Origin of the sequence: Luteibacter pinisoli (assembly GCF_006385595.1) — a bacterium.
Taxonomy (GTDB): domain Bacteria; phylum Pseudomonadota; class Gammaproteobacteria; order Xanthomonadales; family Rhodanobacteraceae; genus Luteibacter; species Luteibacter pinisoli.
In genome coordinates this window covers 3,262,636-3,278,011 of sequence record NZ_CP041046.1, presented here as the reverse complement: position 1 = coordinate 3,278,011, position 15,376 = coordinate 3,262,636, and the positions used below count along the sequence as shown (strand labels likewise).

At 65.9% G+C, this 15,376-nt stretch carries 12 protein-coding genes and 1 tRNA gene; 7 read left to right on the top strand and 6 right to left on the bottom strand.

Features of this window, described 5'->3' with window-relative positions; genetic code table 11:
* Window positions 1-18: 18 nt before the first annotated feature.
* The gene (locus FIV34_RS14935; RefSeq protein WP_211352641.1) at window positions 19-642 is read left to right on the top strand and encodes a glutathione S-transferase family protein; all 624 of its coding nucleotides are present in this window, start codon (window positions 19-21) and stop codon (window positions 640-642) included.
* A gap of 21 nt (window positions 643-663) precedes the next feature.
* Complete coding sequence (locus tag FIV34_RS14930) at window positions 664-2,928, top strand: thiamine pyrophosphate-dependent enzyme (protein WP_139984097.1); 2,265 nt, start codon at window positions 664-666, stop codon at window positions 2,926-2,928.
* Between the two features lie 7 nt (window positions 2,929-2,935).
* On the opposite strand, the gene FIV34_RS14925 is transcribed toward FIV34_RS14930, so the two are convergent.
* From FIV34_RS14925 to amaB, 6 genes are all read right to left on the bottom strand, one after another.
* Window positions 2,936-4,657: a sensor domain-containing diguanylate cyclase gene (locus FIV34_RS14925; protein ID WP_139984095.1), complete on the bottom strand. Its 1,722-nt coding sequence runs from the start codon at window positions 4,655-4,657 to the stop codon at window positions 2,936-2,938.
* Window positions 4,658-4,809: 152 nt separating this feature from the next.
* Window positions 4,810-6,978 (bottom strand): polyphosphate kinase 1, encoded by a 2,169-nt coding sequence (ppk1, locus tag FIV34_RS14920; protein WP_139984092.1) that lies wholly within the window; start codon window positions 6,976-6,978, stop codon window positions 4,810-4,812.
* A gap of 108 nt (window positions 6,979-7,086) precedes the next feature.
* Window positions 7,087-8,106, bottom strand: a complete 1,020-nt coding sequence (gene murB, locus FIV34_RS14915; RefSeq protein WP_139985980.1) for a UDP-N-acetylmuramate dehydrogenase — start codon at window positions 8,104-8,106, stop codon at window positions 7,087-7,089.
* A 23-nt stretch (window positions 8,107-8,129) separates the two neighbouring features.
* Window positions 8,130-9,158 (bottom strand): quinone-dependent dihydroorotate dehydrogenase, encoded by a 1,029-nt coding sequence (locus FIV34_RS14910; RefSeq protein WP_139984090.1) that lies wholly within the window; start codon window positions 9,156-9,158, stop codon window positions 8,130-8,132.
* Complete coding sequence (locus FIV34_RS14905; protein ID WP_139984088.1) at window positions 9,158-9,925, bottom strand: class I SAM-dependent methyltransferase; 768 nt, start codon at window positions 9,923-9,925, stop codon at window positions 9,158-9,160. The genes FIV34_RS14910 and FIV34_RS14905 overlap by 1 nt, the downstream gene beginning before the upstream one ends.
* Before the next feature lie 17 nt (window positions 9,926-9,942).
* A complete protein-coding gene (amaB, locus tag FIV34_RS14900) occupies window positions 9,943-11,478 on the bottom strand; it encodes an L-piperidine-6-carboxylate dehydrogenase (protein ID WP_139984086.1) in 1,536 nt (511 codons plus the stop codon).
* 206 nt (window positions 11,479-11,684) lie between these two features.
* Between amaB and FIV34_RS21015 the strand changes: the two genes are divergently transcribed.
* From FIV34_RS21015 to FIV34_RS14875, 5 genes are all read left to right on the top strand, one after another.
* Entirely contained in the window at window positions 11,685-11,945 is a 261-nt protein-coding gene (locus FIV34_RS21015) for a DUF2188 domain-containing protein (protein ID WP_170207637.1), read from the top strand.
* Window positions 11,946-12,041: 96 nt separating this feature from the next.
* Window positions 12,042-13,313 carry a Vi polysaccharide biosynthesis UDP-N-acetylglucosamine C-6 dehydrogenase TviB gene (gene tviB / locus FIV34_RS14890; RefSeq protein ID WP_139984082.1) on the top strand — a complete coding sequence of 424 codons (1,272 nt, stop codon included), beginning with the start codon at window positions 12,042-12,044 and terminating at the stop codon, window positions 13,311-13,313.
* 32 nt (window positions 13,314-13,345) lie between these two features.
* Window positions 13,346-14,356 (top strand): NAD-dependent epimerase, encoded by a 1,011-nt coding sequence (locus FIV34_RS14885; protein ID WP_139984080.1) that lies wholly within the window; start codon window positions 13,346-13,348, stop codon window positions 14,354-14,356.
* A gap of 172 nt (window positions 14,357-14,528) precedes the next feature.
* The gene (locus FIV34_RS14880; RefSeq protein WP_139984078.1) at window positions 14,529-15,170 is read left to right on the top strand and encodes a hypothetical protein; all 642 of its coding nucleotides are present in this window, start codon (window positions 14,529-14,531) and stop codon (window positions 15,168-15,170) included.
* 116 nt (window positions 15,171-15,286) lie between these two features.
* Window positions 15,287-15,363: transfer RNA gene (locus FIV34_RS14875), tRNA-Arg, on the top strand.
* The last annotated feature ends 13 nt before the right edge of the window (window positions 15,364-15,376 follow it).

Sequence of the window (15,376 nt, the reverse complement as noted above, 5' to 3'; positions counted from 1 at the left end):
TCTTCGCCGGAGTACATCGTGAGCCAGAGCACACCTTCGATTCCCACCGTGTACGGCCTGCGCTCGTCGGGCAACTGTTACAAGGTGCAGCTCCTCCTGGAACTGCTCGGGCAGCCTTACCGCTGGGTGGACACCGACAGTACGCAGGGCGCGACGCGCACACCCGAATACCTCGCCCTTAACCCGAACGGAAAGGTGCCCCTGCTGGTGCTCGACGACGGGCGGCGGCTTGCGGAGTCGAACGCGATCCTCTGCTATCTCGCGGAGGGCACGCCTTACCTGCCGGCGGATGCGTGGGATCGCGCGCGCACGCTGCAATGGCTGTTCTTCGAGCAGTACAGCCATGAGCCGTACATCGCCGTGGCGCGGTTCGTCCGCCGCTGGCTGCCAGGCGACCATGCACGGCAGGCCGAGGTGCCGCGCCTGATCGAGCGCGGCGCACAGGCGCTGGACGTCATGGAGCAGCACATCGGAAGCGAATCCTTTTTCAGTGGCGGCGCCTTTGGCGTCGCCGACATGGCGTTGTTCGCCTATACGCATTGCGCCGCCGATGGCGGCTTCGACCTGTCCCGATGGCCCCGTGTCACCGCCTGGCTGGAGCGCGTGCGCTCACAGCCGCGCTTCTCGGCAATGGCCGCCTGACCTTTTTTCGCAGAGCACATCATGTCCGTCCCGCATTCCATCGCCGCCCGCCACAAGGGCTTCAACCGCGCCGAGATCGTTGACCAGAACTTCGTTGAATTCGTGCAGTTCTGGCGCGGCGACGTGGCCACGCCGCCGCGCGACGACGAGCCGGTACTCCCGGGCAGCACGCTGGATGCGCGCGGCTTTCGTGAACTGCTCGAATCGCAGCTGATCAGCCGCCACCTCGACCTGATGGCACGCGTCCTGCGCGTGCAGAACAAGGTGTTCTACACCATCGGTTCGTCCGGCCATGAAGGCAACGCGATGGTGGCCCGCGCCACGCGGCACACCGATCCGGCGTTCCTGCATTACCGAAGCGGCGGCTTCATGGCCGAGCGCTTCCGCAAGCTGCCCGGCATGGATCCGGTGATGGATTCCGCGCTGTCGTTCGCCGCCAGCAGCGAAGACCCGGCCTCGGGTGGCCGTCACAAGGTGTGGGGGAGCAAGCCGTTGTGGGTGCTTCCGCAGACATCCACCATCGCCTCGCACCTTCCGAAGGCGTTGGGTACGGCGATCGCCATTGAACAGGGCAAGCGTATCCGCCATGCGCTGCCGATCCCGGACGATTCGATCACCATCTGCTCGTTCGGTGATGCCTCGTCGAACCATGCCACCGCCCAGACGGCCTTCAATGCCGCTGCCTGGACGGCTTACCAGAAGCTGCCCGCACCCGTGCTGTTCGTCTGCGAAGACAACGGCATCGGCATTTCGGTGAAGACGCCGTCGGGCTGGGTGGCCAGCAACTTCGAGCGTCGCTCCAACCTCGATTATTTCTATGCGGATGGCCTCGACCTCGCCGGCGGCTACGCTGGCGTGCAGCGTGCCGTCGAGCATTGCCGGACGACGCGACGTCCCACGTTCCTGCACCTGAACACCACGCGTGTGATGGGCCATGCGGGCACCGATTTCGAGATCGAATGGCGCTCGGTGGAAGAACTCGTGGCACTGGAGGCCACCGACCCGTTGCTGCGTAGCGCCACCATCGCGCTCGCCTCGGGCCTGTACGATCGTGAAAGCCTGCTCGGCCTGTACGACAGCATCCGCAAGCGCTGCTTCGAAGCCGCCGAAGATGCCGACCGCCGTCCGCGGCTGACCCGCCTCGACGATGTGATGAAGCCGCTGGCGCCCTACACGCCGGATGCGGTGCGTGCGGAAGCCCAGCGTGCCGGTGATGCGGCCGAGCGCGAGCGCGTCTTCGGTGGTGCGGAGAAGCTCCCGGAGAAGCAGGCACCGCGTCATCTCGCCATCCAGATTGGCATGGCGCTGCACGACCTCATGGCGAAGTATCCGGAGAGCCTTCTGTTCGGTGAAGACGTTGCCCAGAAGGGCGGCGTGTACACGGTGACGAAGGGCCTGCACAAAGCCTTCCGCAACACCCGCGTGTTCAACACGCTGCTGGATGAAACGATGATCTTGGGCCTCGCCCAGGGTTACGCCAACATGGGCATGCTGCCGCTGCCCGAGATCCAGTACCTGGCGTACTTCCACAACGCCTGTGACCAGATCCGCGGTGAAGCGGCCTCGCTGCAGTTCTTCTCCAACGACCAGTACCGCAATCCGATGGTGATGCGTGTGGCCTCGCTGGGTTACCAGCGTGGTTTCGGCGGCCACTTCCATAACGACAATTCGATCACCGCGTTGCGCGACATTCCCGGCCTGGTCGTGGGCTGCCCCAGCCGCGGCGACGACGCGGCGATGATGCTGCGTACCCTCGCGGCACTGGCCAAGGTCGACGGACGCGTTACCGCATTCCTCGAGCCCATCGCGCTGTACATGACGAAGGACCTGTACGAGGCCGGCGATGGCCAGTGGCAGTTCGCCTACCCGGCCCCGGGGGAGGCGCTCGCCCTGGGCGGAGGGCGTGTCTATAACGACGGCGCGGACGACCTGGTGATCTTCACCTTCGGCAACGGCGTGCCGATGAGCCTGCGTGCGGCGCGGCGCATCGAAACCGAGCGCGGCTGGAAGGTCCGGGTGATCGACCTGCGCTGGCTCGTGCCGCTCAACGACGCGTTCATCGCGGCCCAGGCGAAGGGCGCGAAGCGCATCCTCGTGGTGGATGAAGGCCGCAAGAGTGCCGGCGTGGGCGAAGGCGTGATCACGGCGATCGTCGAAGCCGGGCTCGGTGCCGTGCCGCTCCGCCGCGTCGTGGGCGCGGATACGTTCACCCCGCTGGCGGGGGCCGCGTTCCTGGTGTTGCCGGGCGACGACGACGTGGTCGCCGCGGCCAGCGAACTGGCCTGATTCCCGCCTACTTGGTGGGGACGGCCTTGCTGCGGACCAGGGTAGGGGCCGTGGGGCCGGAGCAGACGACGCGGTTACGGCCGCCCAGTTTGGCCGCGTACATGGCCTGGTCGGCGCGCTCGATCAGTGACTGCACGGTATCCGCCGGCGTGCGCATGGCAATGCCGATGGATACCGTGAGCATCTCGTTGCCACCCACGTGCACGTCGAGCCGGCTCACGCGACGGCACAGGCGCGTCGCGATCTGCACGGCGTGCTCGCGCTCTGCGCCGCGGAGCAGTGCCACGAATTCCTCGCCGCCATAACGGCCCAGCAGGTCGCTCGGGCGCAGTTCGTGGCGCAGCGCACCCGCCATCGCCACCAGGGCGCGGTCGCCGGCGGCGTGGCCATGGCGGTCGTTCAGTGACTTGAAGTGATCCAGGTCGAGGAACAGCAGCGCCACGGGGCGTCCCATGCCTTCCTCCAGCGTGGCGAGCGCGGCGTCGGTCCATGCGCGGCGGTTCAGCACGCCGGTGAGCGGATCGGCATCGGCGAGCTGGCGCGCCTTGTCACGATCATGGCGAATCGTCAGCGCGCGATCGGAAAGGCCGATGGACAACACGATGGCCTCGAACGCGCCCATCGCGATGGCCGCGTCGGGAAGCCACGGAGCCCCGGCAAACATGCCTTGCAACTGCGCGCCGCACAGCGCGGTCAGCAACAGCAGGGGCGTCCAGCCGACGAGGAAGAACCACGCATGGCGGGAGCCGCGCGCCGCGGCGATCGCGCCGGCCACGAGCAGGAGCACCGCGCCGAGAAGGAGCAGGGGCTGCAGCAGCAGGTGCGCGGTACTCACAAGGATCGACACGCCCGTCATCTGCAGGGTGGCGATCACCGGCATGCCCAGGGCGAAGGCGAGCACGGGCGTGCGTAGCAGCGGTACGTAATCGTCCGCTTTGCAGAACCGCAGCATGAACAGGGCCGCGAAGGACACCGACAACGCCGTGGCCGCGGTGCCCAGCGAATCGCCGAGCCCAGCCAGCATCTGCAGTTCCAGCGGATGGAAAACAAACCCGGACTTCAGGCCCTGGATCAGCGCGTAGCAGACCAGGTACGCGGCATACCAGCCGAATGTCATGTCGCGCAGGATCAGGGCAAAGCACAACGCCATCAGTGCCATGGTGAGCATGATGGCGAAACACGCCGTGGCGAAGACCAGCCAGGTCGCATCGTCGCCCAGGTAATCCGGCCAGCTATCCACGCTGATGGTGACGGCGCCGGGGGCCTTGTCGCTGGGCTCGAACTTCAGCAGCAGCGGGCGTGAGTCGGGGATGGAAGCGGGGATGGCGAAGGCCACGCGACCGTGGCCATGCAAGGGTGGGCCGAAGTCGTCCAGCGCCGTGGTCACCCTGTCATCGGGCGCGTAGTAAAGGCTCACCTTGCCCGCGCCCGGGTTGTGGATGCTGAGCACGCGCTCGCCGGTGGTCCACGGCGGCAGGGCGCGCACGATGACCCATGTACCGGCGCCGCTGGTGGGGAATAGCTGCATCCGCGCGGGATCAAAGGCGGGCAGGGGGGCTGTCCAGGCTTCGGCGAGCACCTTGGCGGGCTCGTCACCGGGGTGCACGTCCCGGTAGTTGCCGCTCAGCGTGGGAGCCGCATGGGCGATGCCCGCCACGGCAAAAAGGACGCAGCAAGCCACCGCCCCCAAAAGGCGGAAAGCCCAAGAACGCTGCCCCTGCTCAACCATGCCCGAATCCTGCGAAGACACCGCGGCGCGCCCATGGCGCGCGGCCTGGATCCGATGCAATCAGATGATGCGCCGTCTCCCCTCAACAGCACCTACATTGTGCACTGCTGCCGAAAGTGTGTCTGCTCTGCCGTTCGGGCTAGGTGAAGGCCCTAGGGCCGCACGGGTGGCAGGACGGTGAGCCCCCCGAAGCGTTCCAGCAACTGGGCCTGGGCGTCGCGCACCGGGGCCCCCGGGGACGGCTGCGGTAGAACGTATGTCCCATCCGGCTGTTGCATCCAGGCCGAGTGGTTGTCCGCCAGGTAGAGATCCAGCTCCTTGCGAACGCGCTGGCGCAGCTTCTTCCCCTCGATCGGGAAGCAGGTCTCGACGCGGCGGTCCAGGTTGCGCTCCATCATGTCCGCGCTGGCCAGGTACAACGCCGGCTCGCCGTCGTTGTGGAACCAGTAGACGCGGCTGTGCTCCAGGAAGCGGCCCACTACCGAACGCACGCGGATATTGTCCGACACGCCCGGCACGCCGCCGCGCAGACAGCACATGCCGCGCACGATCAGGTCAATCTTTACGCCGGCCTGGCTGGCGCGGTACAGCGCACGGATGATCTTCGGGTCGGTGATGGCGTTGAGCTTGCACACGATCTCAGCCTTCTTGCCCGCCAGCGCGTTGGTGGCTTCGCGTGCAATGAGGTCGAGCAGGGTCTTTTTCAGCGTGAACGGCGCATACAGCATGCGCTTCATCTTCAGTGCCTTGCCCATGCCGGTGAGCAGGCGGAACAGCTTGTGCACGTCATCGCACAGGGCTTCGTCCGACGTGAGCAGGCTGTAGTCGGTGTAAAGGCGCGCATTGCCCGAGTGGTAATTGCCCGTGCCCAGGTGCGCGTAGCTCACCAGCTTGCCGTTCTCGCGGCGCTGCACGTAGGCGAGCTTGGCGTGCGTCTTCACGCCGACCACGCCATAGGTCACCACCGCGCCGGCCTGCTGGAGGCGCGAGGCGAGGCTCAGGTTGGATTCTTCGTCGAAGCGGGCACGCAGTTCCACCACCGCGGTCACTTCCTTGCCCGCGCGCGCCGCTTCCACCAGGGCGTCGACGATCTCGGAATTCGCGCCGCTGCGGTACAGCGTCTGCTTGATGGTGAGCACCTGCGGGTCTTTCGCCGCCTGGCGCAGGAAATCGACCACCGGGGAGAAGGACTCGAACGGGTGGTAAAGCAGGATGTCCTGCTTGCCAATCACCGAGAACATGTCCTCGGCATCGGCCAGCGCCTTGGGCAGCGCCGGCACGAACGGCGGGTACTGCAGCCGCGCGTACTCCGGCTTCAGCGTCATCTCGAACAGGCGCGCGAGGTTCACCGGGCCATTCACTTCGTAGAGTGAATCGGCGTCCAGCGCGTACTGCTTCAGCAGGTAATCGACCAGCGGCTTGGGGCAGTTGTCGGCCACTTCCAGGCGCACCGCATCGCCGTAGCGCCGCGAGAAGAGTTCGCCGCGCAGCGTGCGCGCAAGATCCTCGACGTCTTCCGGGTCGATGGAAAGATCCGCGTTGCGGGTCAGGCGGAACTGGTACGAACCCAGCACGCGCATGCCGGGGAACAGATCGTCGGCGTGGGCGTGGATGATCGACGACAGCAGCACGTAGTTGTCGCCGTCTTCGCACACCTCGTTCGGCAGGCGGATGATGCGCGGCAGGATGCGCGGCGCCGGCACGATGGCCAGGCCGGAATCGCGGCCGAAAGCATCCGTGCCTTCCAGCTGCACGATGAAGTTGAGGCTCTTGTTGACCAGGCGCGGGAACGGGTGCGTCGGGTCCAGGCCGATCGGGGTGATCAGCGGCGCGACTTCATGGCGGAAATAGCGGCGCACCCACATTTTCTGCTTCGTCGACCACTGGTTGCGGCGGACGATGCGGATGCCCTGGTCGGCCAGCGCGGGAAGAATTTTCTCATTGAGGATCGCGTACTGCCGCTCAATCTGGCGATGCGCAATCTCAGAAATTTCTGTAAGGACGCGACGCGGCGGGATGCCGTCAGCGCCGATGACTTCGTGGTCAAAGGCAATCTGCTGCTTGAGGCCGGCAACGCGGATCTCGAAGAACTCGTCCATGTTCGACGAGAAGATCAGCAGGAACTTCAGCCGCTCGATGAGCGGTTTGGATTCATCCAGGGCCTGGTCGAGCACGCGGATGTTGAACTGCAGCTGCGCCAGCTCGCGATGGATGTACAGCGACGGGTCGTTCAGGTCGATCGCCGGGACGTCCGGTGCCGCCGGTGGGACCTTGGCGGGAGGCGTCTTCGCAGGTGCGGTCGATTCGGGGGCGGTCGTCATCGTGTCCAAGCATCAGTCCTCGTCGCGGCGCGCGACGCCCTCGATGGTACGCCGCCCGGGGAGGTTATGACCGTGCTTTTACAGGGTCGTGACATCCCAGCCGGGCCATCAGACGATGAGCGGCTCCGGTTCTAGCGTGATGCCGTACTTCGCCTGCACACCGGCGATCACCTTCTGCGCAAAGGCCCACAGCTGCGGGCCCGTGGCCTTTCCGTGGTTCACCAGTACCAGGGCGTGGCGGTGGGACATCCCCGCGTCGCCGTCACGTTCGCCCTTGAAACCGGCGCCTTCAATCAGCCAGCCCGCGGAAATCTTCGCGGTGTTGCCCGCGTGCGGCCACACCGGCAGGCCCGGGTGGGCGAGGGCGAGCGCCTCGGCCTGGGCCTGGCCGATGACGGGGTTCTTGAAAAAGCTGCCCGCGTTGCCGATCACCGCCGGATCCGGCAGTTTGCGCGAACGCAGCCTTACCACCGCCTCCGCGACGTGGTACGGCGTGGGCCGGGCCACGCCCATTTTTTCCACTTCCTCGCGGATCCCCGCATAGTCCAGCGAGAGCGGGCGCTCGCGCGGCAACGCGAAGGTCACGGCCACGACGATCCAGCGGCCGGCCTGCTGCTTGAAGCTGGAATCGCGATACGAGAAAGCACACGCGGCCTTGTCGAGCACCACGAATTCACCCGCGTGCGTGTCGTACGCTTCCACGGTGTCGATAAACTCGGCCACTTCGACGCCGTACGCACCGATATTCTGGATGGGCGCGGCGCCCACGGTCCCGGGGATCAGGATCAGGTTTTCCAGGCCGGCGTAGCCGTTGCCGAGCGACCAGCGCACGAAATCATCCCAGCGTTCGCCGGCCGCCACGCGGATCAGCACGCGGTCGTCGCGCTCGAACGTCTCCACGCCGGCATTGGCCATGGCCAGCACGGTGGCATCGACATCGCCCTTGATCAGCATGTTGCTGCCTTCGCCCAGCACCAGCACCTTGCCGGCCTTCACGGCCGGGTAGGCGAGGATCTCGGGGATCTTCATCGGGTCGTGCACCTCGGCCAGCAGCTTCGCGCGCGCATCCACGCGCAGCGTATTGCGGCCGCCCAGCGGGGCATCCGAGGCCAGGGTGAAGCCGCCCATATCGACGGGCGCGTTGTTCAGGGTCATGCGAGGATTCCACGGCGACGGATTTCCGCGACCGCTTCGTTGATCAGTTGGGGGCCGCGGTACACGAGGCCGGAATACACCTGCACGAGCGAGGCGCCCGCTTCCATCTTGGTCGCCGCGGTGTCGCCGTCGAGGATGCCGCCGACGCCGATGATCGGCAGGCGGCCGTTGAGCCGCCGGGCCATGCCGCGCAACACGGCGGTGGATTTCTCGAAGAGCGGCTTGCCGGACAGGCCGCCGGTCTCGCTCGCAAAGCGGTGGCCGGCCACGCTTTCGCGGTCGATCGTGGTGTTGGTGCAGACGACGCCGTCGATGCCGGAGGCCAGCAAGACCTCGGCGATAGCGTCCAGCTCGGTCTCGGACAGATCCGGGGCGATCTTCAGCAGCATGGGCTTGCGCTGGCCGTGCTGGCTGGCCAGGCGCTCCTGGGCATCGCGCAGCGTGCCGATGAAGCGGCGCAGCGTTTCCTCTTCCTGCAGGTCACGCAGGCCCTGCGTGTTCGGCGAGGAGATGTTCACGGTGATGTAGCTGGCCAGCGGATACGCGCGCTCAAGGCACAGCAGGTAGTCGTCGGTGGCACGCTCGTTCGGCGTGTCCTTGTTCTTGCCGATGTTGATGCCGAGCACGCCGCGGAAGCTGGCTTTCTCCACGTTGCGTACCAGTGCATCGATGCCGCCGTTGTTGAAGCCGAGGCGATTGATGACGGCTTCATGCTCGGGCAGGCGGAACATGCGCGGACGCTCGTTGCCCGCCTGCGGGCGCGGCGTGACGGTACCGATTTCGACGAAGCCGAAGCCAAGCGCGGCCACGCCGTCGAGGTGTTCACCGTTCTTGTCCAGGCCGGCCGCGAGGCCCACCGGATTGGGGAAGGTGATGCCGAACACGGTGGCCGGCAGGTCGGCCGGCGGCTTGTTGACCAGGCTGGAAAAGCCGCTGCGCTGGGCTACGTCGGAGGCATACAGCGTAAGGCCGTGCGCCGTTTCGGCGTCCAGCTTGAAGAGCAGGGGGCGGATCAGGTCGTACATCAGGCGTCCGGACGGCCCGCGAAGACGCGGGTGTCGTAGTCAAAATCGATGGTGCCGTCGTCCTGGGTCGCCTCGAATAGCGAACGCAGGGCCTTCAGCATGGGCTCGTGGTTGGTGTGGCCGGGCTTCGGGGCGTACGAGGACGACATCAGCCGGCCGAGCAGCGCGTCGTAGTCCAGCTTCTGGCCGTGCGGGAACGAGGCCATGCCGCGATAGCCGTGGCCGAACCAGCGGGCCATGGCGTCGTCGTCCGCGTAGCGCTCGGCCACGCTGACATAGTCCACGCCATAGTCGTGCAGGAGGCGCTCGTAGCCTTCCAGGAACGGCGTGCCGACGAGGCGGCGGGTATTCCAGAACACGGCCACGAGGCCGCGGGCGGAAAGGATCCGCCGCGCTTCCGCGCGCATCGCCGCCTGGTCGAACCAGTGGAAGGCCTGGGCCGCCGTGACCAGGTCCACTGAGCCATCGGCCAGGCCGGTCACCTCGGCGGTGCCGTCCACGGCATGGAACCGGCCCTCGGCGCCCAGCCAGTGGCTGGCCGCCTCACGCATGGCCTGGTTGGGCTCCACGGCGGTGACGCGGTGGCCGGCATCCAGGAACAGCTTGCTGGAAATGCCGGTGCCCGCGCCGATGTCCGCCACGGCCCAGTCGGGTTTCACGCCCAGGCCGTGCAGCCAGTCGACCAGCGCCCGCGGGTAGTCGGGCCGGTAGCGGACATAGTCCTCTACGCGGTCAGAGAAACGTTCCGTGGAGCGCAGGTCGGCCATGGCGTTGCCTTGTCAGCTCAGAACTCGAACTTGATGCCCTGGGCCAGCGGCAGCGCGTCCGAGTAGTTGATGGTGTTGGTCTGGCGGCGCATATACACCTTCCAGGCATCCGAGCCGGACTCGCGACCGCCGCCGGTTTCCTTCTCGCCACCGAAGGCGCCGCCGATTTCCGCGCCGGAGGTACCGATATTGACGTTGGCGATGCCGCAATCCGAACCCGCCGCGGAAAGATACTGCTCTGCCGCCTTCAGGTCCTGCGTGAAGATGGCTGACGACAGGCCCTGCGGCACGGCGTTCTGCATGGCCACGGCGTCGTCCAGCGTATCGAACGGCATCACGTAGAGGATCGGCGCGAACGTTTCGGTCTGTACCACCTCATCGTCATTGCTCAGGCCGGTGACGATGGTGGGCAGCACGAAGTTGCCCTTGCGGTCAGCCAGCGCCTTGCCGCCGGTGCGCACGGTGCCGCCGGCCGCCTTGGCTTTCTCGATGGCGGCGAGGAAGGCCTCGACGGCTTCCGGACTGTTTAGTGGGCCCATCAGGGTGGTCGCCAGGGTCGGATCGCCGATCTTGTGCTCCACCTGGCCGTAGGCCTTCACCAGCGTATCGACCACGGCATCGTGGATCGACGAGTGCACGAGGACGCGGCGGGTGGAGGTGCAGCGCTGGCCCGCGGTGCCGACGGCGCCGAAGACGATGGCCGGGATGGCCAGCTTCAGGTCGGCTGACTTGTCCAGGATGATGGCGTTGTTGCCGCCCAGCTCAAGCAGGCTGCGGCCCATGCGGCGCGCGACGCGCTCGCCGACCATGCGGCCCACCTTGGTCGAGCCGGTGAAGCTGATGAGCGGGATGCGCTTGTCGTCGACAAACGTCTGCGCCAGCTCGGTGCCCGCATCGTTGAACAGGAAGAAGATATCCGGGAAGCCGGCTTCCTTCAGGGCTTCGTTGCAGATCTTCATCGTCGCGATGGCCGAGAGCGGCGTCTTCGGCGAGGGCTTCCAGATGCAGATATCGCCGCAGATGGCGGCCAGGAAGGCGTTCCAGGCCCACACGGCCACCGGGAAGTTGAAGGCGCTGACGATGCCGACCAGGCCCACCGGGTGCCACTGCTCGTACATGCGGTGGCCGGGGCGCTCCGAATGCATGGTGTAGCCATAGAGCATGCGGCTCTGGCCCACCGCGAAATCGGCAATGTCGATCATCTCCTGCACTTCGCCGTCACCCTCGGGCTTGATCTTGCCCATCTCGAGGGCGACCAGCGAACCGAGGGCATCCTTGTGCTTGCGCAAGGCTTCGCCGCACAGGCGAACGGCCTCACCGCGGCGCGGGGCCGGGGTGGTGCGCCAGATGGCGAAGGCTTCCTGGGCGCGCTGGACGATCGTCTCGTAATCCGCTGCGCTGGAGGCGTTCACCGTCGCGAGCACCTCGCCCGTGGCCGGGTTGGTCGGCGAGACGGTACCGGCGTCGGTGGTGGCGGCCCACTCGCCGCGGCCGAGGTAGGTGCCGGACTCGGTCGCGTTGAGGCCGAGCGCTTGCAGGATCTTGGCGGACATGAGGAATTCCTATGGCAGGGGCGGACACGGCGTCCACGGCCCGGGTGAAAACCGGGATTCTAGCAAACACCCCCTTCACCTCTTGTTGTGCGCCGCGGGACGGACGTCACGATGCCGTGGACGCCGTATGCTCTTGCGGGGACGGTGCGACGACAGCCGCAAGTGCATGGTCAGGCTGTGTTTGTCGAAAAAAGTGGAGTTTGACCATGGCACACGTCTACGAGGTCCCGTATTTCCCTGAGGATGATCTGGGCTGGCCAGTGCGCATGGGCGGGCGGATCGTGACGCGCTGTGAGTCGCGGATCGACGCCCTGGCGGCCGCCGTGACCCGGGCCGCGGCCGAGGGCGGCGGTGCCAGCATCGGCATCGAGGGCGCGGATGGCGTGTGGCGGCCGTTCGGCAGCGACGCCAAGCGCCCCAGCCTGATTCCGGCCTTGCCTCCCCGGCGCTTCTCCGTAGTGCGGTAGAGGGCCCCGCCGCCCACGCAGCCCGGTGTCGTCAAGCGCCGGGCGAGCGGTTAATCTGACGCCCTTTGCTTCCAGCCGTGGGCCCGGGCGTGGCTAATGAATAACGTGAAAATCGCCGTGGTAGGCCTTGGCTATGTGGGCCTGCCCCTCGCGGTGGAGTTCGGGAAGATCCTTCCCACCCTTGGCTACGACATCGATGCCGCGCGCATCGCCGCCCTCCGTGAGGGCCGGGACCACACCCAGGAGACGTCGGCCGAAGAGATCCGGGCCGCGTCGCAGCTTGAGGTGACGGCGGACCTCGCCGCCATCGCCGCTGCCAACGTCTATGTGGTGACCGTTCCCACCCCCGTGGACGAGCACAAGCGCCCTGACTTCGGCCCGCTGATCCGGGCCAGCGAGGCCATCGGCACCGTGCTGAAGCGCGGCGATACCGTGATCTACGAATCCACGGTGTATCCCGGCGCCACGGAGGAGATCTGCGTCCCCGCGCTGGTGCGGACCTCGGGGCTGGCCTTCAACGTGGATTTCCACGTGGGCTACAGCCCTGAACGCATCAATCCGGGTGATCGCGAGCGCCGTCTGACGACGATTCCCAAGATCACCTCCGGGTCGACCCCGGAAACCGCCGATTTCGTCGATGCCCTGTACCAGCGAATCATCGTCGCCGGCACGCACAAGGCGCCGTCACTGAAAGTGGCCGAAGCGGCCAAAGTCATCGAGAACACCCAGCGTGATGCGAATATCGCGCTCATCAACGAGTTTGCGCTGATCTTCCACCGTTTGGGCATCGACACCACCGACGTGCTCGCCGCGGCGGGCACGAAGTGGAACTTCCTGCCGTTCAAGCCCGGCCTGGTCGGTGGCCACTGCATTGGCGTGGATCCGTACTACCTGATCCAGAAAGCCCAGGCAGTAGGGTATTTCCCCGACATCCTGCTGGCCTGTCGGCGCATCAACGATGCGATGGGCAGCCACGTGGCCAGCGAGGTCATCAAGCTGATGATCGGCAAGGGCCATGCGATCCGGGATAGCCGCATCCTCGTCCTCGGCCTGACCTTCAAGGAAAACTGCCCGGACCTGCGCAACACCCGCGTGGTCGATCTGGTCCGTGAGTTCGAAGGCTACAGCGCGCGCGTCGACGTATACGACCCATGGGCCAACGCGGAGGAGTGCAAGGTCGAGTACGGCCTTTCCCTGCTGGCCGAGGTGCCCGGTGCCGGCGAGTACGATGCGATCGTCGTGGCGGTGGCCCATGATGAATTCCGCCAGATGGGCGGGGCCGGCATCCGCGCCCTGGCCAATGGCCGCGCGGTGGTCTATGACATCAAAGGCATATTACCTAAGGAAGCCATCGACGGCCGGCTGTGAATGCTAAGGTAATTATTTAAGGGCGTTTTCCCATGAAAGTACTGGTTACGGGCACGGCCGGGTTCATCGGCTCGCATGTCGCCATGAAGCTGCTCGCGCGCGGTGACGATGTCATCGGCTTCGACAGCATGAATGATTACTACGACGTGACGCTGAAGCAGGCCCGCCTCGCGCGCTTCATCGACCACCCGCGCTACACGCACGTCCAGGGTGACCTGGCCGATCGCGATGCGGTGGAGCGACTGTTCGCCGAACACAAGCCGGAACGTGTCATCCACCTGGCGGCACAGGCCGGCGTGCGCTATGCCGCGCAGAACCCGCACGTGTACGTGGCGAGCAATGTCACCGGCTTCCTGCATATCCTGGAAGGTTGCCGCCACCACGGTGTGCAGCACCTGGTTTTCGCGTCCACCAGTTCGGTCTACGGCGCCAATCGCGCGATGCCATTCTCGGAGCACCGCTCGACGGAACATCCGCTCACGCTGTACGCGGCGACGAAGAAAGCCAACGAGCAGATGGCGCATAGCTACGCCCACCTCTATGGCGTGCCGTGCACGGGCCTGCGCTTCTTTACCGTGTATGGCCCGTGGGGCCGTCCGGACATGGCGCTGTTCCTGTTCACGAAGAACATCATCGACGGCAAGCCGATCGACGTGTTCAACCACGGCCACCACAAGCGCAGCTTCACGTACATCGATGACATCGTCGAAGGCGTGGTCCTGGCGATGGACAGCCCGGCCGTTGTTGATGTGGCGTGGGATGCGATGCAGCCCGACCCGGCCACCAGCGGGGTTGCGCCGTACCGGATCTTCAATATCGGCAACGAGCATCCGGTGGAGCTGCTGACGTACATCAAAACGCTTGAGAAATCGCTCGGTCGCGAGGCCGTGATGAACCTGCTGCCGCTCCAGGCCGGTGACGTACCCGATACCGAGGCCGACGTCACCGATCTGCGTGAGCAGCTGGGCTATGAGCCCAAGGTGGCGGTGGAAGAGGGCGTCGCCAACTTCGTCGAGTGGTACCGCGCCTATTACAAGGTTTAAGCGCAGACGGTATCCTTAGCGCCCATTGCCCCGTAGCTCAGCTGGATAGAGCGTCCCCCTCCTGAAGCCTCACGACATCGTTCGCGCCGGCGACCACCCGTGACGAGCACCTCCATCTGGCTGTGGCTGCCTGATGCCTTTATCTGCGAATCCATGATGAGAGGATAGTGTCATGCGCATGGGGAATTGGCCGGGAAAGATGCTCGGGGCCGTTTTGCTGCAGCTGTCGCTTTGCGCTGGCGCCGTCGCCGGATCAGTCGACACACCGCCCGACGATTACGTCGCGATCTGGAAGACGCTTTGTCCGGTGGCCGGTTACCGGCATGGCTTCGTTGGATTCGACGACCTCCCAGGGCTGATCGATGTGCATGCCGATCGTCCCATATCGATCGATCCATGGACCCGGATATGGACCCGTACTTTCGACGGGCAGGGGCGCTTCACCGTTCGGCTCGAGGTTTCGCGTTTCGACCAGGGCAGGACGTCCGGTTGGATCGCCCAGGTTCCGCTCGACAAGCGGATGGCGTTCCGTTCTGACCTGCGTATTGACCTGCTGCCGTTCCGGCGCCAGCTGGCGCTGGCCTCGGTTGTGACCGATCTGAACCTGCTGGGCTACGAGGAGGTCGGCACCCGTTCTCCCAAGGGCGGCGGTATCGGGGAGAAGACCTATCTTCGAAGGATGTTCGGTGACGAGGTACGTGTGCGATACACCGAGGGTGTGGAATCCGCGCCGAGCGTTGCCGGTATCACCGTGATCGGCTATCGCTTCGACGGACAGGCGGTCGTGGCTGGGGTGGCGCGCGCCTGTCGATGACGTTGGAAGCGTGGACTTTGTCGGTTCGCTGTCTCGGGCCCTACGCGTCACGTGACCAGCGCGTAGGGCGAAGCCTTCTGTCCGCCCGGGCTGGTAGGGTATCCTTCCCAGTCGCAGGCCCCGTAGCTCAGCTGGATAGAGCGTCCCCCTCCTAAGGGGAAGGTCGCCCGTTCGAATCGGGCCGGGGTCACCATTCAAGCGCCCCT